23 protein-coding genes are annotated in these 23621 nt (G+C 68.3%); 11 read left to right on the top strand and 12 right to left on the bottom strand.

All coding sequences use genetic code 11. From position 1 onward, the window contains the following. Positions 1-173 precede the first annotated feature (173 nt). Entirely contained in the window at positions 174-2288 is a 2115-nt protein-coding gene (locus A8G18_RS15730; protein WP_064064604.1) for a hypothetical protein, read from the top strand. On the opposite strand, the gene A8G18_RS15725 is transcribed toward A8G18_RS15730, so the two are convergent. Together A8G18_RS15725 and trhA are read right to left on the bottom strand one after the other, a co-directional pair. Then, complete coding sequence (locus A8G18_RS15725; protein WP_064064603.1) at positions 2285-3202, bottom strand: mechanosensitive ion channel family protein; 918 nt, start codon at positions 3200-3202, stop codon at positions 2285-2287. The two genes, A8G18_RS15730 and A8G18_RS15725, sit on opposite strands and share 4 nt — an antisense overlap. A gap of 74 nt (positions 3203-3276) precedes the next feature. After that, positions 3277-3945, bottom strand: a complete 669-nt coding sequence (gene trhA / locus A8G18_RS15720; protein WP_064064602.1) for a PAQR family membrane homeostasis protein TrhA — start codon at positions 3943-3945, stop codon at positions 3277-3279. A gap of 157 nt (positions 3946-4102) precedes the next feature. Here trhA and A8G18_RS15715 point away from each other — a divergent pair, with 157 nt between their 5' ends. Then, positions 4103-4870 (top strand): isoprenyl transferase, encoded by a 768-nt coding sequence (locus A8G18_RS15715; RefSeq protein ID WP_064064601.1) that lies wholly within the window; start codon positions 4103-4105, stop codon positions 4868-4870. Positions 4871-4907: 37 nt separating this feature from the next. Here the strand turns inward: A8G18_RS15715 and coaA are convergent, their stop codons facing one another. Beyond that, on the bottom strand, positions 4908-5840 hold the full coding sequence (coaA, locus tag A8G18_RS15710) for a type I pantothenate kinase (RefSeq protein WP_064064600.1): 933 nt from the start codon (positions 5838-5840) through the stop codon (positions 4908-4910). Between the two features lie 151 nt (positions 5841-5991). On the opposite strand from coaA, the gene A8G18_RS15705 reads away from it, so the two are divergent. The 4 genes from A8G18_RS15705 to phoH2 all read left to right on the top strand — a co-directional run bounded on the left by A8G18_RS15705 (position 5992) and on the right by phoH2 (position 11110). Beyond that, positions 5992-7182: a hypothetical protein gene (locus A8G18_RS15705; protein WP_064064599.1), complete on the top strand. Its 1191-nt coding sequence runs from the start codon at positions 5992-5994 to the stop codon at positions 7180-7182. A gap of 95 nt (positions 7183-7277) precedes the next feature. Further along, entirely contained in the window at positions 7278-8573 is a 1296-nt protein-coding gene (gene glyA, locus A8G18_RS15700) for a serine hydroxymethyltransferase (RefSeq protein ID WP_064064598.1), read from the top strand. Between the two features lie 162 nt (positions 8574-8735). Continuing rightward, positions 8736-9422 (top strand): isochorismatase family protein, encoded by a 687-nt coding sequence (locus A8G18_RS15695; protein ID WP_064064597.1) that lies wholly within the window; start codon positions 8736-8738, stop codon positions 9420-9422. Positions 9423-9757: 335 nt separating this feature from the next. Continuing rightward, positions 9758-11110, top strand: coding sequence for an RNA 5'-3' helicase PhoH2 (phoH2, locus tag A8G18_RS15690; RefSeq protein ID WP_081494094.1), 1353 nt, complete (start codon positions 9758-9760; stop codon positions 11108-11110). A 55-nt stretch (positions 11111-11165) separates the two neighbouring features. Here the strand turns inward: phoH2 and A8G18_RS15685 are convergent, their stop codons facing one another. Beyond that, entirely contained in the window at positions 11166-11591 is a 426-nt protein-coding gene (locus tag A8G18_RS15685) for a carboxymuconolactone decarboxylase family protein (RefSeq protein WP_064064596.1), read from the bottom strand. A 69-nt stretch (positions 11592-11660) separates the two neighbouring features. Then, positions 11661-12083, bottom strand: a complete 423-nt coding sequence (locus A8G18_RS15680) for a limonene-1,2-epoxide hydrolase family protein (protein WP_064064595.1) — start codon at positions 12081-12083, stop codon at positions 11661-11663. Positions 12084-12244: 161 nt separating this feature from the next. Here A8G18_RS15680 and A8G18_RS15675 point away from each other — a divergent pair, with 161 nt between their 5' ends. Then, positions 12245-12835 (top strand): LGFP repeat-containing protein, encoded by a 591-nt coding sequence (locus tag A8G18_RS15675; RefSeq protein ID WP_245207897.1) that lies wholly within the window; start codon positions 12245-12247, stop codon positions 12833-12835. Positions 12836-12978: 143 nt separating this feature from the next. On the opposite strand, the gene A8G18_RS15670 is transcribed toward A8G18_RS15675, so the two are convergent. Together A8G18_RS15670 and glpX are read right to left on the bottom strand one after the other, a co-directional pair. Continuing rightward, on the bottom strand, positions 12979-14394 hold the full coding sequence (locus A8G18_RS15670) for a class II fumarate hydratase (RefSeq protein WP_064064708.1): 1416 nt from the start codon (positions 14392-14394) through the stop codon (positions 12979-12981). A gap of 91 nt (positions 14395-14485) precedes the next feature. Continuing rightward, positions 14486-15520, bottom strand: a complete 1035-nt coding sequence (gene glpX, locus A8G18_RS15665) for a class II fructose-bisphosphatase (protein ID WP_064064593.1) — start codon at positions 15518-15520, stop codon at positions 14486-14488. A gap of 182 nt (positions 15521-15702) precedes the next feature. Here glpX and A8G18_RS15660 point away from each other — a divergent pair, with 182 nt between their 5' ends. After that, positions 15703-16272 carry a DUF4245 domain-containing protein gene (locus A8G18_RS15660; protein WP_084421853.1) on the top strand — a complete coding sequence of 190 codons (570 nt, stop codon included), beginning with the start codon at positions 15703-15705 and terminating at the stop codon, positions 16270-16272. A 21-nt stretch (positions 16273-16293) separates the two neighbouring features. On the opposite strand, the gene A8G18_RS15655 is transcribed toward A8G18_RS15660, so the two are convergent. Genes A8G18_RS15655 through A8G18_RS15645 form a run of 3 tightly spaced genes read right to left on the bottom strand, consistent with a single transcriptional unit; the run spans position 16294 to position 18481 of the window. Further along, positions 16294-16545 (bottom strand): exodeoxyribonuclease VII small subunit, encoded by a 252-nt coding sequence (locus A8G18_RS15655; protein WP_016933353.1) that lies wholly within the window; start codon positions 16543-16545, stop codon positions 16294-16296. After that, on the bottom strand, positions 16542-17807 hold the full coding sequence (gene xseA, locus A8G18_RS15650) for an exodeoxyribonuclease VII large subunit (RefSeq protein ID WP_064064591.1): 1266 nt from the start codon (positions 17805-17807) through the stop codon (positions 16542-16544). Before xseA ends, A8G18_RS15655 begins: the two co-directional genes overlap by 4 nt. Beyond that, positions 17804-18481, bottom strand: coding sequence for a lipid droplet-associated protein (locus A8G18_RS15645; protein WP_064064590.1), 678 nt, complete (start codon positions 18479-18481; stop codon positions 17804-17806). The genes xseA and A8G18_RS15645 overlap by 4 nt, the downstream gene beginning before the upstream one ends. Positions 18482-18581: 100 nt before the next feature. Here A8G18_RS15645 and A8G18_RS15640 point away from each other — a divergent pair, with 100 nt between their 5' ends. After that, positions 18582-19583: a 4-hydroxy-3-methylbut-2-enyl diphosphate reductase gene (locus A8G18_RS15640; RefSeq protein ID WP_064064589.1), complete on the top strand. Its 1002-nt coding sequence runs from the start codon at positions 18582-18584 to the stop codon at positions 19581-19583. A 79-nt stretch (positions 19584-19662) separates the two neighbouring features. On the opposite strand, the gene A8G18_RS15635 is transcribed toward A8G18_RS15640, so the two are convergent. Together A8G18_RS15635 and A8G18_RS15630 are read right to left on the bottom strand one after the other, a co-directional pair. Next, positions 19663-20511 (bottom strand): DUF6542 domain-containing protein, encoded by an 849-nt coding sequence (locus A8G18_RS15635; RefSeq protein WP_064064588.1) that lies wholly within the window; start codon positions 20509-20511, stop codon positions 19663-19665. A 54-nt stretch (positions 20512-20565) separates the two neighbouring features. After that, positions 20566-21729, bottom strand: coding sequence for a DNA recombination protein RmuC (locus A8G18_RS15630; RefSeq protein WP_016933348.1), 1164 nt, complete (start codon positions 21727-21729; stop codon positions 20566-20568). A 77-nt stretch (positions 21730-21806) separates the two neighbouring features. On the opposite strand from A8G18_RS15630, the gene A8G18_RS15625 reads away from it, so the two are divergent. Together A8G18_RS15625 and A8G18_RS15620 are read left to right on the top strand one after the other, a co-directional pair. Then, on the top strand, positions 21807-22985 hold the full coding sequence (locus A8G18_RS15625) for an exonuclease SbcCD subunit D (protein ID WP_064064707.1): 1179 nt from the start codon (positions 21807-21809) through the stop codon (positions 22983-22985). Continuing rightward, a partial coding sequence (locus A8G18_RS15620) for an AAA family ATPase (RefSeq protein ID WP_157100857.1) occupies positions 22982-23621 on the top strand: 640 nt, incomplete at its 3' end. The genes A8G18_RS15625 and A8G18_RS15620, both read left to right, overlap by 4 nt.

The following is a 23621-nucleotide window of genomic DNA, read 5'->3' as shown; positions in this document are numbered from 1 at the left end:
GCCTTCTTCTCGGCCGAACGGCCCGCTGATGGATGGAACGAGCGTCACCAGTGTCTCAGCTTGGCATATTCAAGACACGCAGCGTAAATTTTTAAGTCACGTAGCGTATTTCTGTGGAGCCGATATCGGCCGGAAAGCGTGCAGTCCGTGTCCGGATATCGAGGAGTTCATTCATGACCGATACCGCTACCAGCGAGAAGAACGAGCCGCCGGGAAGCGACGGCCTCACCGAGGCCGAACTCGCCCGTGCGCGGAAGGAGCACATCGGCCGCTACATCGCGATCTTCGTGATGCCGTTCCTGATGGTCGGAATGATGATCACCGGCTATCTGTACGCGATGCACGCGCCCGCCCCGCACGACATGCCGATCGCCGTCGCCGGATCGTCGCAGCAGCAGGCCTACGACTTCGCCCGCGCGCTCGAAGACGCCGACGCCGAGGCGGTCGACGTCCGCGTGATCGGGACCGACGATCAGGCGCGCGACCTCGTGCTCTCGCGGGAGGTTGCGGGTGCGGTCACGCTGTCCCCGCAGGGCACTGCCACCGTGTACACCGCGGGTGCGGCCGGGGCGTCGCAGTCGTCCGTGGTCACCGGACTGGTGGTTCCGCAGGTGCTCGCGCAGGGTCTCGATCTCACCGCCGAGGACCTCGCCCCGCTGCCGGACCACGACATGGCCGGCCTGGGTGTGATGTTCATGGTGCAGGCGCTGATGCTCGCGGGCTACATGCCCCTGAGCATCATGCTGTCCAACTCGCCCGAGCTGCTGCGATTCCGTCGCATCGTGCCTCTGCTCGCCGGATGGTCGGTGCTGATCGGCACACTCGTGTGGCTCGTCGCCGGCCCGATCCTCGGCGCGATCGAAGGCCCGATCGCGACGGTGCTGGGAATCTGCTGGCTCTCCATCTTCGCCGTGGGCTCGGTGCAGGTGTTCCTCACCCGGATCCTCGGACCGATGGCTGTCCTCGCGGGAATGCTCTTCGTGATGGTTCTCGGCGTCCCCGCGTCGAACCTGGGAATGTCGGTCTACTCGCTACCGTCGATCTACCCGTGGTTGCACGGCTTCCTGCCCACCGCGGCCGCCGGCGAATCGCTGAGGTCGGTCGTCTACTTCGGCGGTGAAGGCCTCGGCGGCCACATCCTGGTGCTGGTCGTCGGTACCGTGCTGGCCCTCGCCGCGACACTCGGTGTCGACGCCCTGAAGCGTCGCCGCAACCCCGATGCCGGTGATCCCGAGATCACGATGCCCTCGCTCACCACCGGGCCGCGTCCGCAGAGCGACCGAGTGCGGTACCTGACCCTGGCGTTCTTTCCGTTCGCCATGGTTGTGCTGATGCTCTCCATCATGCTCGGCGCGATGTACCAGCCGACCCCGCGTGAGATGCCCGTCACCGTCGTCGGCGCGACCGCCGAACAGGCGGACCGGACGGTCGCCGGTCTCGAACAGAGCATGGCCGGTCTGTTCGATCTGCGAATCTCGGATTCGGTCGACGACGCGCGCGCCGAGGTGCAGGACCGTGAGATCGTCGCGGCCTTCGTCCTGCCGTCCGCCCAGTCGCCCACCGCGACGCTGATCACCAACGAGGCTGCGGGTACGAGCCAGCAGCAGGTCGCGCAGCGGGTCTTCGAGCAGGTCGCCGGGGGCATGCATCTGCCCCTGACCGTCGAGAACATCGCACCGCTGCCGGGTTCCGACACCATGGGAACGGTGACGCTCTACGTCGCGATGGGCTGGATCATGTCCGGTTTCATGGTGATCGTCGTGGCCGGCGGTGCGCAGCCCGCCGCGATGGTCCTGCGGCAGATCGTGCCCATCGCCGCGGGATGGGCGCTGTTCATGTCCGCCGTGCTGTGGGTGATCGCCGACCCGATCACCGGGGCCGTCGACGGGCACTTCCTCCCGCTGTGGGGTATCGGGATCCTCGCGACGTTCACCACCTCGATGTTCACGTTGGCGCTGCACCGCCTGTTCGGGCTGCTCGCCGTCGTCCCTGCCGTCGGCATCCTCATGTTCGTCGGCGTGCCCGCCTCGAACGGTGCGATGTCGGTGTACATGACGCCGGAGGTCTTCCGGTTCCTGCACGGTGTGCTGCCGATGCCGGCCGCTGTGGAATCGGTGCGGTCGGTCCTCTACTTCGGAGGTGACGCCGTCGGCCCGCACCTCGTCACGTTCACGATCTGGGGAGTGGTGTCGCTGCTGTGCGTCATCGTCATCGATCGCATCCGTGCTGCACGCAGCGGTGAGTCGAGCGAGCAGTCGGAGGACGTGGCCGGGGCGGTGCGGAGCTAGGAGACCGGGGCGGCCGCCAGCGCGATGTTCGGGGTCTCGATGTCGTTCTGCTCGAAGGCCTCGAGCACCGCGCGGGTGAGGCTGCGGCGGATGGCCCACTGCTTGCCGGCGCGTACGCGCACCGTCAGGCGGAGGGTCACCGCACCCGCGGTGACGGAGTTGACGCCCAGTAGTTCGGGCTTCTCGAGTACGTCCGGCGCGATGTCCTCGCGTTCCACGCCGTCGAGGACGGCGCGCAGTGCGATCCGGCAGGCGCGCTCGACGTTGACGCTCGGCGCGATCGGGACGTCGACCACGGAGACGGCATGTCCCTGGCTCATGTTGCCGACGCGCAGGATCTCGCCGTTGCGGCAGAACCACAGGGTGCCGTCGATGTCGCGCACGGTCGTCACGCGCAGACCGACCGACTCGACGGTGCCCACCGCGTCGCCGAGGTCCACCACGTCGCCCACGCCGTACTGGTCCTCGAGCAGCATGAACATTCCCGAGATGAAGTCCCGCACGAGGTTCTGCGCACCGAAACCGAGCGCGACACCGGCGATACCGGCCGAGGCGATGAACGGGGCGACGTTGAAACCGAGGGTGTCGAGCGTCTGCAGCACCACCCAGGCGAGCACGACGATCGATACACCGGACTTGAACACCGAACCGATCGTCTGCGCGCGCTGGACCCGGCGTTCGCGAGCCTGGGGGTCGCCGATGGCACGCTCGGCTCGTTCCTGCAGCGGCGCGAGGAACGATCGTCGTGGTGTCCCGGATCGCACGCGTGGCTTCGTCATGCGGTCGATCAGCCGGTGGAGGACGTAGCGGAGCACGACGGCGACGACGATGTAACTCAGGATCGCCAGCGGCCGGTGGATCAGCCAGTCCCGGTTGGTCTCGGTCAGTTCGAAGGCGAGCAACGGAATAGACATCCCTCGCGAGTCTACAAACGCGTGACAGTCGCTTCGGGTGGTGTGAGAAGTTGCACGAAGTGACCTGTGAGGTTTCAGTCCAGAATCACAAGCCACACCGCGATCGCGTGACACAGGGCCGCGACCACCGTGGCCGCGTGGAAGAACTCGTGGTGTCCGAAGGTCGCGGGCCACGGGTCGGGCCAGCGCGTGGCGTAGAGAATCGCTCCGCCGCTGTAGAACAGGCCGCCGACGAGCAGTAACAGCATCGGGGTGAGCCCGACCTCGGCGACCAGCTGTCCGGCGACGGGCACGATCGCCCATCCGAGCACCAGATACAGGGGTACGCCGACCCATCTCGGCGCGGTCGGCCACAACATCTTCAGTGCCACACCCGCGAGCGCTCCCGACCACACGACGATGAGCAACGGCCGTCCGGATCCGGGTGGCAGTGCCAGCGTCGCGAACGGGGTGTAGCTGCCCGCGATGAACACGAAGATCATCGAGTGGTCGGCACGCTTCATCCACACGCGCGCCCGCGGACTCCAGGTGAGGCGGTGGTAGAGCGCGCTGATCCCGAACACGCCGCACACCGTGAGGCTGTAGACGGTCGCGGGAAGCACGGCGCCCGGGCGGGCGGCGAGGAAGGCCGCGGCCGAGACGAGTGCGGCGCCGGCGATGACGGCCACACCGAACGCCCAGGCGTGGATCCATCCGCGCATCCGCGGTGTGACGGGCAGTTCCTCGAGGCCGAAGGCCGTCATACGTGCGCTCCTCCCTGTACCGAACGGTAACCTACGCGCCCGTAGGTTCGTTCCGTCGACACGTTACAACGTGGGACCCTGTGGCGGGAGACTCTGTGACCGCCGCCGCGACCGCCGGTACCCCTGGGCGTAATGTGACTCGGGTGGTGATGACGGGGTGAGCGTCCGCGGATTGCTGTACCGGCTCTACGAGCGCCGGCTGCTGAAGGAACTCGACGGGGCACGGCATCCGCGGCACGTCGCGGTGATGTGCGACGGCAATCGGCGTTGGGCGCGCGAGAACGGCTTCACCGATGTCAGTCACGGCCACCGCGAAGGTGCCAAGAAGATCGCCGAGCTGCTGGGCTGGTGCGACGCCGCCGGCATCGAGAGGGCGACGATCTATCTGCTGTCCACCGAGAACCTCCGACGCGAGCCGGAGGAGCTCGACGCACTGCTCGAGATCATCTCCGACGTGGTGGAGGAGATCTCCGCGCCCGGGCAGAACTGGAGCGTGAAGATCGTCGGCACCACCGACCTCCTCCCGTCCGATCACGCCAAGCGACTGCACGAGGCCGCGGCCGGAACCGCCGGACGCACGGGCACGCACGTCAACGTGGCCGTCGGGTACGGCGGTCGCCAGGAGATCGTCGACGCCGTGCAGTCGCTCCTGCGGGTGCGCTACGCGCAGGGGCTGCGCGGTGAGGACCTCGTCCAGTCCGTGACGGTCGACGGCGTCGACAGTCACCTCTACACGTCCGGTCAACCCGATCCGGATCTCGTCATCCGCACCTCCGGCGAGCAGCGGCTGTCCGGCTTCCTGCTCTGGCAGTCCGCCTACTCGGAGATCTGGTTCACCGAGGCGTACTGGCCCGAGTTCCGCCGGGTCGACTTCCTGCGCGCCCTGCGCGACTACGCCGCACGGCACCGCCGTTTCGGCGCCTGACCGGACTGCCCGGTCCGGCGCGGAACGGCGGGCCGCTTCAGAGCTTGCGCAACCGGAGCCGGTTGATGGCGTGATCCGAGTCCTTGCGCAGGACCAGGGTCGCGCGCGGCCGTGTCGGCAGGATGTTCTCCACCAGGTTCGGCAGGTTGATCGAGTGCCAGATCTCCTTCGCGGCACTCATCGCGTCCCGGTCCGACAGGTTCGCGTAGTGGTGGAAGTGCGCCTCCGGATCGGCGAAGGACGTATTACGCAGCGCGAGAAAGCGCTCCACGTACCACTTCTCGATGTCCTCGATCCGCGCGTCGACGTAGATCGAGAAGTCGAACAGGTCGGAGACCATCAACCGTGGCCCGGTCTGCAACACGTTCAGGCCCTCGATGATGAGGATGTCCGGCTGACGGACGATGTGGTACTGCCCCGGGATGATGTCGTACGAGATGTGTGAGTAGATCGGCGCCGCAACCTCTTTCGCGCCGGACTTGACCTCGGTGACGAACCGCAGCAGCTTGCGCCGATCGTAGCTCTCGGGAAAGCCCTTGCGATGCATGATGTTGCGCCGCACCAATTCCTTGGTGGAGTAGAGGAAGCCGTCGGTGGTCACGAGATCCACCCGGGGGTGATGGTCCCACCGTGCCAGCAGCGCCTGCAGCACACGGGCCGTCGTGGACTTACCGACAGCCACCGAGCCGGCCACGCCGATCACGAACGGCACCTGCTGATCGGGATGCTTCTCCCCGAGGAAGGTCGCCGTGGCCGCGAACAACCGCTGCCTGGCCGCGACCTGCAGGTGGATCAACCGGGCGAGGGGCAGATACACCTCCGCGACCTCCGCGAGGTCGATCTGCTCGCCCAGGCCCCGAAGCCCGACCAGTTCGTCCTCGGTGAGGACGAGGGGAGTCGACTTCCGCAGCGTCCGCCACTGCTTGCGGTCGAACTCGATGTACGGGCTCGGTTCGTTCAGACGAGCCATCGGCACGGCTTCCCGGCGGCGCGGTGGATGCGGCGTTGCATGTCCATGTAACGGATTGTGCTCGCTGACACACGGTGATGCCGCGTCGGGGTCCCCACTCCGGCAAGTTCTCCCGTGTCGGGCCGCCGACGAGAGACTAGGCTCGGCCGGTATGGGAGCCGACGACTTCGTGAACGAATATCTGCTGCTGGGTCTGGCTTTCGACAGGCTCGAGGAAGGATTCGTCGACGCCTACACCGGCGATCCCGCGCTGCGGCGGAAGGTCGAGAACGCTCCGGCTCCCGATCCCCGTGATCTATCGCACATCGCGCGGCGCCTGCGGGACGAACTGCGCGGTGCGGGTCTGTCCGACGAGCGCACCCGCTTCCTCGACGTGCATCTGCGCGCACTCGACTGCTCGGCCCGCAAGTTCGCAGGGGAGGAGATCGGTTTCGTCGACGAGGTCGAGGCGTACTTCGACGTGCGCATCGCTCCCGGCGACGAGGACACCTACCGCGACGCGCACCGTCGCCTCGATGCGCTGCTTCCCGGCCCGGGTTCGCTCACCGAGCGGATGCAGGCCCACCGCAAGTCCGAGGTGATCCCTGCGGATCGCCTCGCCGACTGCGTCGAGGCGTTCTCGGGCGCGCTGCGCGAGAAGGTGCGGGCGGTCTACCCGCTGCCCGATACCGAACGTGTCGAGTACGAGGTCGTCGGCGACAAGCCGTGGTCGGGTTTCAACTACTACCTCGGTGACTACCGTTCGCGGGTCGCGATCAACTCCGATCTCGAACAGACCATGGCGCACCTGCCGCGGCTGATCGCGCACGAGGCGTATCCGGGGCACCACACCGAGCATTGCCGCAAGGAGGCCGGTCTCGTCGCCGCCGGGCAGGCCGAGCAGACGCTGTTCCTCGTCAACACCCCGCAGTGCCTCATGGCCGAAGGCCTCGCCGATCTCGCGCTCGAAGCGATCGTCGGCCCGGGCTGGGGGAAGTGGGCGCAGGAGATCTACGCCGATCTCGGGCTCCGCTTCGACGGCGAACTCGCCGAGGAACTGGCCGAGGCGTCCGAGCAGTTGCTGCCGGTGCGTCAGGACGCCGCGTTGCTGCTCCACGACCGCGGGCGCAGTCACGACGACGTGGTCGAATTCCTGCAGCGCTGGTCGCTGTCGAGCCCCGAACGTGCCCGGCAGTCGCTGCGGTTCCTGTCGTCACCGTTGTGGCGCGCCTACATCAGCACCTACGTCGAGGGCTACCGGCTTCTCGGCGGCTGGCTCGGGCAGGTTCCGGTCGGAGCCGAGCGTGCCGAACGGTTCCGGCGCCTGCTCGACGAACCCTTGGTGCCCAGCAGCCTGCGGTGAACCGCAGGTCGGTCGGGTACCGGCTACCGGGGCGGTGGACGGCCTTCGTAGACTGGAGGTCGTATCCCTGACGCCCTCTGCTTGGAGAGATCTCGATGACCGCTGCGCCCGGCGCCGACGTGAACACTGCCGCACTGAACGACCTCGACCCGGAGGTCGCCGAGGCCATGGCCGGCGAGTTGTCGCGTCAGCGCGACACGCTCGAGATGATCGCGTCGGAGAACTTCGTGCCGCGCGCCGTGCTGCAGGCCCAGGGCAGCGTCCTGACCAACAAGTACGCCGAGGGTTACCCCGGCCGCCGCTACTACGGCGGCTGCGAGAACGTCGACATCGTCGAGGACCTCGCCCGTAACCGCGCCAAGGAGCTGTTCGGCGCCGAGTTCGCGAACGTCCAGCCGCACTCGGGCGCGCAGGCGAACGCCGCGGTGCTCATGGCGCTGATGACGCCCGGCGAGAAGCTGCTCGGCCTCGACCTCGCGCACGGCGGCCACCTCACGCACGGCATGAAGCTCAACTTCTCCGGCAAGCTGTACGACGTCGCGTCCTACGGGGTCAGCAAGGACGACCACCGTATCGACATGGACGAGGTCCGCGACATCGCCGTGCGCGAGAAGCCGAAGGTCATCGTCGCCGGCTGGTCCGCCTACCCGCGTCACGAGGACTTCGCGGCCTTCCGCTCCATTGCCGACGAGGTCGGTGCGTACCTGTGGGTCGACATGGCGCACTTCGCCGGCCTGGTCGCCGCGGGGTTGCACCCCTCGCCCGTGCCCTATGCCGACGTCGTCTCCACCACTGTGCACAAGACCCTCGGTGGTCCGCGTTCCGGCCTGATCCTCGCCAAGCAGGAGTGGGCGAAGAAGATCAACTCGGCTGTCTTCCCCGGTCAGCAGGGCGGACCGCTGATGCACGCCATCGCTGCGAAGGCCGTGGCGCTGAAGATCGCCGCCGGCGACGAGTTCAAGGACCGTCAGCAGCGCACCCTGTCCGGTGCCCGGATCATCGCCGAGCGCCTGTCGCAGTCCGATGTCGCCGACAAGGGCATCTCGGTGCTCACCGGCGGCACCGACGTGCACCTGGTCCTGGTCGACCTGCGCAACTCGCAGCTCGACGGCCAGCAGGGTGAGGACGCGCTCCACGAGGTCGGCATCACCGTCAACCGCAACGCCGTGCCGTTCGACCCGCGGCCCCCGATGGTCACCTCGGGCCTGCGCATCGGCACTCCGGCGCTCGCGACCCGCGGTTTCGGCGACGAACAGTTCACCGAGGTCGCCGAGATCATCGCGCAGACGCTCATCGGTGGCGCCGACGCCGAGTCGCTGCGCACCCGCGTGAGCGCCCTGGCACAGTCCGTGCCGCTGTACGAGGGCCTCGAGGACTGGCGTCTGATCTGACGGTTTCCTCCTGTCGCCGACCGGCCCGCACCGACCTTCGGTGCGGGCCGGTCGCGTATCCGGGACGGGACGCATCCCACCGCGCGAGTTGGTTAGGGTAGCCTACGCATGCCGACATCGTCGGCCGTCGCACGTGCACCCCGACCAGCAGAAGGAAGTCGCATGGCCATCCCGAGCATCGATCCGTACGAGTTGCCCACCGGCGACGAGATTCCCGCTGCTCGGGTGGACTGGACGCTCGATGCGTCCCGCTGCGCACTGCTCGTCCACGACATGCAGAAGTACTTCATCGACGCCTACCGGTGCGACGCCGAGCCGCTCGCGACCGTGGTACCCAACATCGTCCGCCTCCGCGAAGCGTGCCTGGCCGCCGGTATCCCCGTCGTCTACACCATGCAGCCCGGCGACCAGCATCCGTCGCGTCGCGGCATCCTCGCCGACTTCTGGGGCGTCGGCCTGAGCACCGGTCGCGACACCGAGGTCATCGACGAACTCACCCCCGGCCCGGACGACATCCAGGTCACCAAGTGGCGGTACTCGGCGTTCCAGCGCACCGATTTCCGTCAGCTGCTCGCGCACAACGGCCGCGACCAGCTGATCGTCACCGGTGTCTACGCCCACATGGGCTGCATGCTCAGCGCCGCCGACGCCTTCATGAGCGACGTGGCACCGTTCATGGCCCTCGACGCCACCGCCGACTTCTCCCGCGACGAGCACCTCACGGCGCTGCAGTACGTCGCGAAGCGGGTCGGCCGCGTCGAGACCACGAACGCACTGATCGAATCGATCGTCGCGTCGGCGCGCTGCCGCGACCGCGAGGCCGAAGAACTCACCGCGTCGCTGCGCTGACCCGAATCCGGATTTCGGCGGATCCGACCCCGGCGAGCGGGGTCGGATCGACGACGTTCGTGCATACCTCTGAGGCGCACGAACACTCCCGAGACGACGTTTACGGAAACTTCACCGACACGCATACTCCACCAGCGAGCGAATCGTCCGGATCGGCGTTAGCGTCTGGGGTGTAGGCGGCGCAGGTGCCGACTACACGGGAGGTCCCTGATCGTGTGGCTGACACAGTCCGAACGAGGGGGCCGGCACCGGGCCTCCGTGGTCGTGACGACACCGGGGACCCACCGGCCCACCGAATACGTCCGGACGGTGCCGTCCGGGCCGAGGAGCCCCACGTGAACGCAACACGCTCCGTCCCCACCCGTTCCGGTCCTGCCGCTGCGAAAGAACCCGCTGTACGCACCTACGTGCTGGACACTTCTGTGTTGCTCTCCGACCCTTGGGCGGTCACCAGGTTCGCCGAGCACGAAGTCGTCCTTCCGCTGGTGGTGATCGGCGAACTCGAAGGCAAGCGGCACCACCACGAACTCGGCTGGTTCGCCCGCGAATCCCTCCGGCTGCTCGACGACCTGCGGCAGCGGCACGGACGCCTCGATCAGCCCATCCCCATCGGGGACGAGGGGGGCACCCTGCACGTGGAGCTCAACCACACCGATCCGATGGTCCTGCCCGCCGGATTCCGCACCGACACCAACGACTCCCGCATCCTCGCGTGCGCCCTGAACCTGGCCACCGAGGGACGCGACGTGGTGCTCGTCAGCAAGGACATCCCGTTACGCGTCAAGGCCGGGGCCGTCGGCCTCGACGCCGACGAGTACCACGCCCAGGACGTGGTGATCTCGGGATGGACGGGCATGACCGAACTCGAGGTCGATCGGGAGCTCATCGACGAGATGTTCTCCGAGGGCATCGTCGACATCGACGACGCTCGGGATCTGCCGTGCCACACGGGGATCAGGCTCCTCGGCGGTTCCTCCAGCGCACTCGGCCGGGTCACCGCCGACAAGCGGGTGCAGCTCGTCCGCGGCGACCGGGAGGCGTTCGGACTGCACGGACGCTCCGCCGAACAGCGCGTCGCCCTCGACCTGCTGCTCGACGAATCCGTCGGCATCGTCTCCCTCGGCGGCAAGGCCGGAACCGGAAAGTCCGCGCTGGCACTGACGGCCGGACTCGAAGCCGTCCTGGAAAGACGAACCCACCGCAAGGTGGTGGTCTTCCGGCCGCTCTACGCGGTCGGCGGGCAGGAACTCGGCTATCTTCCGGGTACGGAGGCCGAGAAGATGAATCCGTGGGGCCAGGCGGTCTTCGACACCCTCGAAGGACTCGCCAGTCCGGCGGTGCTCGAAGAGGTGCTCAGCCGCGGAATGCTGGAAGTGCTGCCGCTCACGCACATTCGTGGCCGGTCGCTGCACGATTCGTTCGTCGTCGTCGACGAGGCGCAATCGCTCGAACGCAACGTGCTGCTCACCGTCCTGTCGCGGCTCGGTGCGGGATCGCGCGTCGTGCTCACCCACGACGTCGCCCAGCGCGACAACCTGCGTGTCGGCCGGCACGACGGTGTCGCGGCGGTCATCGAGAAACTCAAGGGGCATCCGTTGTTCGCACACGTCACGCTCACGCGCAGTGAGCGCTCGCCGATCGCGGCGCTGGTGACGGAGATGCTCGAGGAGTTCGCTCCGGGCGCCTGAACCCCGAGCGCGATCGAACGGCGCGTCCGGCATCCCGCCGGGCGCGCCGTCGTCGTCAGGCCTCGTCGGAGGCGGTCTTCTCGGAGAGGGGGCCGAGTTCGGCCTCGAGGACTTCCTGGACCACGCGCATCGCGGCGAGTCCGGCGGGGGCACCGCAGTACGCCGAGCAGTGGATGACGGATTCGACGATCTCCGCGCGGCCGAGCCCGTTGCGCAGCGCTCCGCGGACATGGCCGCGCAACTCGTTCTCGGCACGCAACGCGATGAGCATGCCGAGGTTGAGCAGGCTGCGGCTGCGCCGGTCGAGACCGGGGCGCGACCACACGGCACCCCAGGCATGTTCGGTGACGAATTCCTGCATCGCCTCGGAGTCGGTGCCGCGGGAGCGTTCGAACGCTCGCTCGACGAAGTCGTCACCCATCACTTCGCGCCGGATCTCCAGACCCGTCGTGAATCCCGGAGTGTGCTCGGCGTCGGACATGTCATCGCTCCCTGCTGATCCGTCACCGAACGGTTCGGTGACGAACGGATTCTATGCGGGCGTCGACGATCAGGAACGACGTAGTACGGCGCGCAGTACCCCCACGGCGGTGCCGCGGAGGAAGGTGAGGACGTCGAAGTGGTCGTCCCACACGGCGATCCGTCCGTCGCGTAACTCGAAGGTGCCGCACACCCAGAACTCGATGCGCACCGGGCCGAAGCGCAGGATGTCGGTGCGCTCGGTGAGCACGGTGTCGCCGTCGGCCGCGATGTGATGGACGACGACACCGAATCCCACCGCAGGTCGTGCGAGACCGGCGAGGATCTGCCGCACCCGGGAAGCGCCGCGGATGGTGGGGAGCCAGGTGTTGTGCCACGCGATGTCGTCGGTGATCAGCGAGGCGGCGCGGTCGATGTCCTCCGCGGCCGTCGCCTCCAGGAAGTCGGTCACCGTCGCGACGGCGTTCTGTCCGGTGGCGGTCGGTGTGCTCATCGCTCTCCTCGGCGTCGGCTGCGTCGCATGGTAACGGGCACGGACCGGTGGTGGAACCGGATTCGCGCATGCCACAGAATCGCCCGAAACCGGGTTGTGTCGCGGGCGAGTCGGGCACCCTGACATCAGGTACCCGTCCTCACAGCGACAGGAGCGAACCGATGAAGCGAATTCCCCGACGCAGAGCGGCGTTGGTGGCGGCCGCGGCGGCGGTCGGACTGGTCGTCGCAGGCTGCAGCGACGACCAATCGGCGGAGGATACGGTGGGCAGCGCGACCAGCGCGGTCCAGTCTGCCGCGGAGGGCGTGGCGTCCGGGGCGCAGAGCGCCGTCGAATCGATCACACAGGGCGACGATTCGCCCGAGGCCTCGGAACCCGCAGCGGATCAGTCCAGCGCCGTGCCCGGTCCGGGCGGTGAGCAGGTCGAACTCAGCGGACCCATCCTGCAGAAGTACAACGAGGTCGGTGGTGCGTCGAGCCCCCTCGGTGCGGCGACCGGTGAGCAGGAGGAGGTCGGCGACGGCTACGTCGCGGAGTTCGAGGGCGGCATCATCGCGTGGAGTCCCGATACCGATTCCCACATCGTGTGGGGTGAGATCCGCACGGCCTGGGAGGCCGCGGGCGGTGCCGGTGGCGACCTGGGCTTCCCGATCAGTGACGAGGAAAAGAACGCCGACGGTGCGAGGAGCAACTTCCAGTTCGGGTACATCACCTGGTCGCCCCGAGCCGGGACCGAGGTGGTCCAGGAGTGAGGTGACTTCCGGACCAACCGGCTCGGGTCGGTGACCCCTCGCTGTTCGCTCACGTCTTCGCCATCCGCTACAGCAAGTTGCTGTAGCGGATGGCCGAATTCGTAGCGAATGCAGACGGGGACGGTCGGTCGGAACTCTGCGGGTCAGGACTCCTCGTCCACCCGCGTCATCGCCAGGACGTCGAGGCGACGGTCCAGTTCCTCCTCGCTCAGACGGTCGCCGACGAGGCCGCGGTCCACGACGGCCTGACGGATCGTCTTCTTCTCCTTCAGAGCCTCCTTGGCGACGGCCGCGGCCTCCTCGTAGCCGATCGCCGAGTTGAGGGGAGTGACGATCGACGGCGACGACTTCGCCAGCGTGCGCAGATGTTCGACGTTCGCGACCAGCCCGGTGATGCAGCGATCGGCGAACAGCCGGGAGACGTTGGCGAGCAGCCGAATCGACTCGAGGACGTTCCGCGCCATGACCGGAATGTAGACGTTGAGTTCGAAGGCTCCCGCCGCACCGCTCCACGCCACGGTGGCGTCGTTGCCCACGACCTGCGCGGCGACCTGGGTAACCGCTTCGGGGAGAACGGGATTGACCTTACCCGGCATGATCGAGCTGCCGGGCTGCAGATCGGGGAGCCGGATCTCGGCCAGGCCGGTGAGCGGACCGGATCCCATCCAGCGGATGTCGTTGGCGATCTTCGTCAGCGACACGGCGACGGTGCGCAGCGCACCGGAGACCTCGACCAGGGCGTCACGTGCGGCCTGCGCCTCGAAGCTGTCGCGGGCCCGCTGCAGATCCTCGAGTCCGGTGGTCTCGACGAGCACGGCCACTACGCGCGGACCGAAATCCGCCGGCGCATTGAGTCCCGTGCCGACCGCGGTGCCACCGATCGGCAGTTCGCCGAGGCGGGGGAGTGTCGCACGCAGACGTTCGATCCCGGCCTCGATCTGACGGGCGTATCCACCGAATTCCTGGCCCAGGGTCACCGGGACCGCATCCATCAGATGGGTGCGGCCGGACTTGACGACGGTGCGCCACTCCTTCGCCTTCCCGGCGAGGGCTCCGTGCAGGTGCTCGAGGGCAGGGATCAGGTCCTTGACCGTCGCCTCGGTCGCAGCGACATGCGTCGCGGTGGGGAAAGTGTCGTTCGACGACTGCGACATGTTCACGTCGTCGTTGGGGTGGACCGTGACCCCGGCCTTCGCGGCGAGTGAGGCGATGACCTCGTTGGTGTTCATGTTCGAACTCGTGCCCGAACCGGTCTGGAAGACGTCGATCGGGAACTGGTCGTCGTATTCGCCGGCGGCGATCGCATCGGCGGCGGCGATGATCGCATCGGCCCTCTCCGGATCGAGCAGACCCAGGTCCTTGTTCACCCGGGCGCAGGCGCTCTTGAGCAGACCGAGCGCGCGGATCTGTGCGCGTTCGAGTCCGCGCCCCGAGATCGGGAAGTTCTCCACGGCGCGCTGCGTCTGGGCGCGCCACAAGGCGTCGACCGGAACCTGGACCTCGCCCATCGTGTCGCGTTCGATACGGAACTGCTGAGAAGACTGTTCGGTGTCGGTCATGTCCTCCACGTTATGCCGCCGGAACGAACGAGGAGGGGCACTGCGACGAGAACTCGTGGCAGTGCCCCTCCTCGGGAGCGATCGGTGGCGATCAGGGCATGGGAGGCGGCGAGCCGGCGACACCGTGGAAGTCGATGGACGAGAACTCACTGAGCTTCTGCAGACGGTGGTACGCCTCGATCATGCGCACCGTGCCCGACTTGCTGCGCATCACGATCGACTGCGTCTCCGCGCCACCCGCGGAGTAGCGGACACCGCGGAGCAGCTCGCCGTCGGTGACGCCGGTCGCGCAGAAGAAGATGTTCTCGCCCGTGACGAGATCGGTGGTGGTCAGGACGCGATCGAGATCGTGTCCGGCGTCGATCGCCTTCTGACGCTCGGCGTCGTCCTTCGGCGCCAGGCGACCCTGCAGTGCGCCGCCCATGCAGCGCATCGCGGCTGCGGCGATGATGCCCTCGGGGGTACCGCCGATGCCGAGCAGCATGTCGACACCCGAACCCGGACGTGCAGCGGCGATCGCACCGGCGACGTCGCCGTCGGAGATCAGACGGATGCGGGCACCCGCCTCACGCACCTCCTTGATGATCTGCGCGTGGCGCGGACGATCGAGGATCGTCACGGTCAGGTCGGCATGCGCGATGTTCTTCGCGTTCGCGACGCGGCGGATGTTCTCCGCGATCGGAGCGGTGATGTCGATGACGTCGGCGGCCTCGGGACCGACGGCGATCTTCTCCATGTAGAACACGGCGGACGGGTCGAACATCGCACCGCGCTCGGCCACGGCGAGCACCGCGATCGCGCCGGGAGCACCCTTCGACATGAGTGTCGTGCCGTCGATCGGGTCGACCGCGACGTCGCACAGCGGACCGTCGCCGTTGCCGACCTCCTCGCCGTTGTAGAGCATGGGCGCTTCGTCCTTCTCGCCCTCACCGATCACGACGACACCCTGCATCGACACGGAGCTGACCATGTGGCGCATCGCGTCGACCGCGGCGCCGTCGCCGCCTTCCTTGTCGCCGCGCCCGACCCACCGGCCGGCCGCCATCGCCGCGGCCTCGGTGACGCGGACCAGTTCGAGTGCGAGGTTGCGGTCCGGCGCTTCGCGGCGTGGGGTGCTGGCCGTCATGGGCTACTGCCTCCTGGAGACTTTCGGTCGACGCGGGTTGCGCCGGCAGAGGGAGCGGTCGCCGAGGGCGTCCGCACGATCCGTGTGTGTCGCACGGTTATTGTCTCATCACGGCCGATGGTGTGGGCTGTCGGACCCGCCCGGCCTGAACATGCCTGTTCCGCAGCTGTCAGACTGGACGGGTGGCATCCAAGAAACCTCGCATCCTGCAAGACGGTCGCGATATGGCGTGGTCGTTGATCCCGCTGCTCGTGCTGATTCTGTTCATCGCCGCGATCGCCAGCCAGTGCGAGTTCAAGCCCGGCGGACCCACAGCGGGCCCGGTGCCGAGTTTCGACATCGATGCCGGTCTGAAGTACGACGCGACGGAACTCGCATTCCCCATCCGTCATCCCGAGGTCCCCGAGGGCTGGCAGCCCAACTCCGGTAGCCGCAGCATCGTCTCCGGTAACCAGGGCGGCGATTCGAGCACCGTCGGTTTCATCACTCCGGAGGGTCGCTACGTGCGTTTCACCCAGTCGGATGCCGGTGAGGACGAGCTGGTGCGATTCGTCGCCGGGGGAGCCCGCACCGCCACCGACAGCCGCTCGATCGAGGGGCACGACTGGGTGGTCTACGGCGGCGAGGGAGTCGAAGCGCTCTGGGTGTCCGACTTCGGCGACGTGCGCATCCTGATCGGCGGCTCCGGCGACGAGGCCGAGCTCACTGCGCTGGCCACCGCTGCGGGCAGGGCCGAACCGCTCGAACCCTGATCCGGGCCGGGGCGATCGAGGTCAGTCCTCGTCGTCTTCGTCCTCGTCGTCCGCGAGCGAGAGTGCCTGCTCGACGCGTTCGCGGGCGCCGGCGAGATGCTCCTCGCAGCGTTTCGCGAGGGCCTCGCCGCGTTCCCACAGCTGCAGAGAGTCGTCGAGGTCGAGGCCGCCCTGTTCGAGCATCTTCACGACGTTGACGAGTTCGTCCCGAGCTCGCTCGTAGCCGAACTCCCGCACATCGGCGTTCGCGTCGTCGGTTCCCGCGTTCGTCACTGTTCCTGTCTTCCTTGTCGTTCGTGTCCCATGACGGCGGCGCGGGCCGCGCCGTCCGCAACCCGCACCCGCAGCTGGGTGCCGATCGGCATCTCGCCGAGTGTGCGTACCACCTCCGGGTCGCTGCCCGGCACGATCCGCTGGACCACGGCGTAGCCACGCGCCAGGGTCGCCGCGGGGCCGAGGGTCCCCAGCCGCGCCCGCAGATGTTCGAGCGTCGACGACTCCGACGAGATCAGCCGGGTGACGTCGCGTCGTGCCGCCTGCTGCAGCCGCTCGAGCTCCTCGTATCGCCGGTCGAGGTCGCGGAACGGATCGGCCAGGACGGGACGCTCGCGCATCTGCGCGATGACGTGTTCCTCCCGGCGCACCCAGTTGCGCAGCGCGGCCGCCGACCGCGCCCTCAGCTCGTCGACCAGATCGAGTTCGGCGACGGCATCGGGCACGACGCGCTTCGCGGCATCGGTGGGGGTCGCGGCCCGCAGGTCGGCGACGTGATCGCACAACGGACTGTCGGGCTCGTGGCCGATCGCGCTGACCACGGGGGTCGTGCATGCGGCGATCGCGCGGCACAGCGCTTCGTCGGAGAACGGCAGCAGATCCTCGACGCTGCCACCGCCACGGGCAAGAACGATCACGTCGACGTCCGGATCGCTGTCGAGCGCCTCGAGAGCCTCGATGAGTTGTGTGACCGCGGTGGGGCCCTGCACCGTCGCGTGGCGAACGTCGAACCGCACGGCCGGCCAGCGACGCTGCGCGACCGACAGCACGTCGCGTTCGGCTGCGCTGCCGCGGCTGGTGACCAGGCCGACGCGGCGCGGCAGGAACGGCAAGGGTCGTTTCAACCGCGGGTCGAACAGGCCCTCGGCGGCGAGCAACGCGCGCAGCCGCTCGAGGCGCGCGAGCAGCTCCCCGATGCCGACGGCCCGGATCTCGGTGACCCGCAGCGCGAGGCTGCCGCGACCGGGCCAGAAGGTCATCTTCCCGAACATGATCACGCGGCTGCCCTCGGTGATCGGCACCCCCGACTGCTGCAGGAGCTGCGGTGAGCAGGTCACCTGCAGGGACATGTCCACCGACGGGTCGCGCAAGGTCAGGAACGCCGTCCGGGTGCCGGGACGGGCGTTGATCTGGGTGACCTGACCCTCGACCCAGATGGTGCCGAGCTTGTCGACCCACCCGGCGACCTTCTGGGCGACGGTGCGGACGGGCCAGGGCTGCTCCGCGGAGTTCGGTCGTCCCGCGTTCTGTCCGGCCGTCACTTGTTACGCGCGCTGGTGATCCGGTTCGACAGCATCGTCACGAACGGAGTACGCGCGGCGTGAGCATTCTCGTAGTCGAGCAACGCTGTGAGTTCGTCCACCGACAGCGTGCGCAGACGGGCCCGCAACTGGGCGAGGGTCAGCGAGTCGTAATCGAGGTACTCGACGATCTCGGACCGGTCTCCGGAGGCGTCGGCGACCTTCGTGTCCGTGCCTTCGGCGGCGGACTTCGTGCCGGCCTTCTCCGCTGCGGCCGTCTTCTCGGGTGCTTTCGAGGTCGCCGCACCGGACTTCGCCGGTGTGACCGCGGTCTCGGCGGCAGGCGCATCGGGCTCGGTCTCCGGCGGGATCGAGTACAGGGCGAATCGGCCGGGAGCGCCGTTCGAGGCGGCATTCGTCGAGGGAGCGGCGTCGTCCGACGGGGAGGAGCCGTCGTCGTCGAAGGTCGCCCACTGTGCGGTCTCGGCGGGCTCTCCTCCGAAGACCTCGAAGAACTGGTCGCCCTTGATGGCGAGCGAGGTCATCACCTGTTGCACCCGCATCGTCGTCTGCAGGATCTGGCTCACCGTCGTCATCGGCAACGACACGGCTGTGCTCGGCAGCTTGAGGGTCTCTTCGTACGCGGTGACAGCAACGCCGGCAGCCACCCGTGCCAGGAACGGTGGACGGATCATGCCCCAAGACTGCCCGATGATCGGCGTGATTGGTAGCCGGGTGAGCCCCTCGGTTGCGAGCTGGGAAGCCCCTCTCCGACGCGCCCCGTAGTCTGGAGGCATGTCTGCGCCTGTTCCACTCGAAGTCGGGATCACACGGTCCGCCGGCCCCTCTGCCTCCGGAAAGCGCGTTCTGCTCGCCGAGCCACGCGGTTACTGCGCCGGCGTCGATCGTGCGGTCGAGACGGTCGAGAAAGCGCTCGACAAGTACGGCGCGCCGATCTACGTCCGCAAGGAGATCGTCCACAACCGCCACGTCGTCGACACGCTTGCCGAACGCGGCGTGGTCTTCGTCGACGAGACCGACGAAGTGCCCGAAGGCGCCGTCCTCGTGTTCTCGGCGCACGGTGTGTCTCCCGCGGTCCACGAATCCGCCGCTGCCCGGCAGCTGCGCACCATCGACGCCACCTGCCCGCTGGTGACGAAGGTCCACCAGGAGGCCAAGCGTTTCGCCCGCGACGACTTCGACATCCTCCTCATCGGTCACGAAGGGCACGAGGAGGTCGAGGGAACCGCAGGTGAGGCCCCCGACCACGTGCAGCTCGTCGACGGCCCCGACGCCGTCGACTCGGTGACCGTGCGCGACCCGGAGAAGGTCATCTGGCTGTCCCAGACCACCCTGAGCGTCGACGAGACGATGCAGACCGTGCAGCGCCTGCGCGAGAAGTTCCCGCAGCTGCAGGATCCGCCGAGCGACGACATCTGCTACGCCACCCAGAACCGGCAGGTCGCGGTGAAGGCGATGGCGCCCGAGTGCGATCTGGTGATCGTCGTGGGGTCGCGGAATTCGTCCAACTCCGTGCGACTCGTCGAGGTGGCCCTCGGTGCAGGTGCCCGGGCGGCCCACCTGGTCGACTACGCCAAGGAGATCGATCCGGCCTGGCTCGAGGGCGTCGAGACCGTCGGTATCACCTCGGGTGCGTCGGTCCCCGAGATCCTCGTCCAGGGCGTCGTCCAGTTCCTCGACGAGCGCGGCTTCCACGACGTGCAGTCGGTGACGACCGCCAACGAGACCCTGGTGTTCGCCCTGCCGCGCGAACTGCGCGCGTCGCGTCGTTCCTGAACAGGTAGTCCCTGAAGCGAAGACGACCGGTCACCGCCGTGAATCGGCAGGTGACCGGTCGTCTTCGTCGTTGTGCGGGTCAGTCCTCGTAGCGGTCGCGGTACCGCACACGCGGGGGCTCGTAACTCTGCGTGGGTGCGGGTGCGGGTGCGGGTGCGGGTGGCCGGCCGGGTTCCGGCTCGGGTGCCGGACGGCGCCGCGGCTCGCGCCTCTCCGGCTGCACCGGATCGGCAGGTCGGGAAGCGCGAGCACGCTGAGCAGATCCTTCGGCGCGGACACGCTGTGCACGAGGAGCGGGCTGCTCGGCCGCCGGAGGCTCGGGGCGGGCGCGGCGACGCGGACGGGTGTCGGCGACCTCCCGGACCGACGCCTTCGCGGCCGGCGCCCCCCGGCCCGGGGTGGCGGTCGACGGTCGTCCCCGGGTCGCGCGCCTGGTCGGACGGTCGTCCGCGGCTCGGGACGGGCGGTCCTTCGGGGCACGCGGCTTCGCGCGCTCGCGCGGCGCCCGGGCCCGCACCCCGGTGTTCTGGCGGGTCGCGAAGATCCGGAAACCGCCGATGGCCAAGACCAGGACGGTTGCCAGCAGCATCGCCGGGAAACGGTTCACCAGCGGATAGGCGACGTTGAGCGCGAGATCCTTCAAGCCACCGGTGCTGCCGGAGGAGACGAGCTCCTGACCGATCGGCACCGCGAGGAGCAGCAGCAGGGGCGGCTGGGCCATGGCCGTGAACAGTCCGCGATAGCGCACCGCCACCACGGCCGCGAGGCAGCCGAGCACATAGAAGACGGTGAACGCAGTGGTCAGTTCGTTCCCGCGTGCGCTGTCGAGCAGCACCCCGAGAAGCGTCGTTCCGGCTGCGATCGCCACGGCACCCCACCAGGGCACACCGGGCACCGTAGGCACCAACGACCGCATGTCGAGCGGCACCGCCGAACGTGCACGTTGGGTTGCAGACACAACGTAGACATTAGCGTGACGATGTCAGCTCGCTTCGTCGACAGGACCGTCCGCGACGGCTCGTTCTGTCAGGGTGCTGCGACGCGGCCACGCGTCGACACGCTGGACCTCGGGCACCTCGCCGTCGAAGATCTCCAGGTCGTGGAGTTTGCGGGCCGTCACTCCCACCCGGGTGTCCATCGACGAGACCGTCAGGTTGAACGAATCGACCGCCTTGCCGAGCTGGTTGCCGAGCCGGTCGAGGTGCGAACCCACCACACCGAGCCGTTGGTACAGCTCACGGCCCAGCCGGTGGATGGTCGCCGCATCGCGGGAGAGTGCTTCCTGCCGCCAGGTGTGGGCGATGGTGCGCAGCAGGGCCACGAGCGTGGTCGGGGTGGCAAGGATGACGTTCCGGGCGAAGGCGTGCTCGAGCAGATCGGGATCGGCACCCAGCGCGGCGTCGAGGAACGGATCGCCCGGCACGAACAGCACGACGAACTCGGGCGTCGGGTCGAAGGACTCCCAGTAGGCCTTGCCCGACAGCTGGTCGACGTGGGTGCGCAGCTGCCGTGCGTGGCGCGTGAGGTGACGGTCGCGCTCGTCGGGATCCTCGGACTCGGCGGCATCCAGATAGGCGGCGAAGGGCACCTTCGCGTCGACGACGATCTGCTTGCCCCCGGCGAGGTAGACCACCAGGTCGGGGCGCATGCCGTCCTTGCTCACCTGGGTGTCGAAGTCGCAGTGCCGCACCATCCCGGCGAGCTCGACGACTCGTTCGAGCTGGATCTCGCCCCACCGTCCGCGCACCTGCGGCGCGCGCAGAGCGGTGACCAGCTGCTGGGTGCGTGTGGACAGCAGCTGCGACGCGCGGTGCATGCCTTCGACCTGCTCGCTCAACCCCGCGTAGGCGTGCACGCGGTTGTGTTCGACGTGCTCGACCTGCCGGGCGAGCGCCCCCACCGCCTCGTTCAGCGGGCCGACGAGTCGCGACACCTGGTCGCCGATGGCACCGGACTGCCGCCTGGCGGCGTCCTCGCTCACCGCAGCGAGCGATTGGCGCAACTGCTCCTCGTTGTCGCGCAGGGCCGCCAGCCGGGCCTCGGCACGGACTGCGCGTTCGCCGTCGCGGGAGGCTCGGAGCAGCCAGCCGAGCACCACCCCGAGACCGAGTGCGACGAGCAGGCCGAGTGCCGTGAGTGCTGTCATGGGGCGGATGATGCCGCATCGAGGCGACATCCACCCGACATCCGGGGATGTCGGTCCTCTCCTCTACCGTCTGTGCCATGCGGATCCTGCACACCTCCGATTGGCACATCGGCCGCACTTTCCACGGTGTCGACCTGCTCGCCGACCAGGCGCGTGCGTTGCGGGCCGTCGCCGATCTCGTGGCCGAACGCGGGATCGACGTGGTGGTCGTGCCGGGCGACGTGTACGACCGGTCCATCCCCAGTTCCGATGCGGTGGCCGTGTGCAATGCAGGACTCGAGGCCATCCGCGAAGCGGGGGCGATCATCGTCGCCACCTCCGGCAACCATGATTCGCCGGTCCGGCTCGGGGCGGGGGCCGCCTTCGCAGCGCACGGCGGTCTGCACCTGATCACCCGCGTGTCGCAGATCGGCAGCCCGGTCGTCCTGCACGACGAACACGGCCCGGTCTGCTTCTACGGCATCCCGTATCTCGAGCCCGAGATCACCCGGGCCGAGCTCGGTGTCCCGGAGGCCCGCTCGCACCAGCAGATCCTCGACGCGGCGATGGAACGCGTGCACGCCGACGCCGCGGGTCGCGACGCCCGCACCGTCGTCCTGGCCCACGCCTTCGTCGTCGGCGGCGAGCCCAGCGACTCCGAGCGGTCCATCTCCGTGGGTGGCGTCGAGACGGTCGCCGCGTCGTCGTTCGACGGCGCCGACTACGTCGCACTCGGTCATCTGCACTCTCCTCAGACGGTGAGCGAGACGGTCCGGTATTCGGGATCCCCGTTGCCGTACTCCTTCGGCGAGCGCTCGCACCGCAAGGCGGTGTTCGTCGTCGATCTCGACGCATCCGGTGCGGCGTCCGTCGAGCGTGTCGACCTTCCGGTGATCCGCGAACTCACCCGTCTCGAAGGCGAACTCGACGATCTGCTCGCCGATCCGGCGCATGCCGGGGTCGAGGATCACTACGTCTCCGCGGTGCTGACCGACGCGATCCGCCCGCTCGATGCCATGCGTCGCCTGCAGGAGCGGTTCCCCTGTGCCGTGCATGTCGAATGGCAGCGACCGGCCGGGTCCACGGAGGGCAGCTATCGCGACAAGGTGCGCGGGCGCAGCGACCGCGACATCGCCGCGTCGTTCCTCACCGATGTGCGTTCCGAACCGTCCGAGCGCGAGCGCGACTGGATCGACGACGCGCTGAGGGAGGTCGACCGCCGTCGCGGTATCGGCGACGAGAACGGCGCGTCGTGGCGAACGGACGTGTCGGCATGAGACTGCACCACCTCGAGATCGCGGCCTTCGGTCCGTTCGCCGAGACCGTCGAGATCGACTTCGACGAACTCGGCGCCGACGGCCTGTTCCTGCTGCACGGTCGGACGGGCGCGGGTAAGACGTCGATCCTCGACGCGGTCGCATTCGCGCTCTACGGCACCGTCCCCGGGGCGCGTGCCGACGGCCGTCGGTTGCTGTCCGACCACGCGCGTGTAGGTGCGGTGCCGAAGGTCCGGCTCGAAGCGACCATCGCGGGTCGCCGGCTGTGTATCGAACGCAGCCCCGAGTTCGAGCGCCCGAAGCTGCGCGGCACCGGCACGATCAAGCAACAGGCCAAAGCCACTCTCACGTGGCTCGACGGTTCGGGGGAGAACCTGTCGCGGATCCCGGAGATCGGCGATGTCGTCAAGTCGCTGCTGGGAATGAGCGCCGAACAGTTCTTCCAGGTGGTGCTTCTGCCGCAGGGCGATTTCGCCCGGTTCCTGCGCGCAGGCAGCGAGGAGCGCGGCAGGCTGCTCGAGCGACTGTTCGACACCACCCGTTTCGGAGACGTCGAACAATGGTTCCGTGATCGCCGGGGAGCCGGGACGAAACTGCTTGCCGAGCAACAGAAGAAGGTCGAAGTACTCGCGGCGA

The sequence above is a fragment of the Rhodococcus gordoniae genome, assembly GCF_001646655.1.
Taxonomy (GTDB): domain Bacteria; phylum Actinomycetota; class Actinomycetes; order Mycobacteriales; family Mycobacteriaceae; genus Rhodococcus; species Rhodococcus gordoniae.
This window is presented reverse-complemented; position numbering and strand designations above follow the sequence as displayed.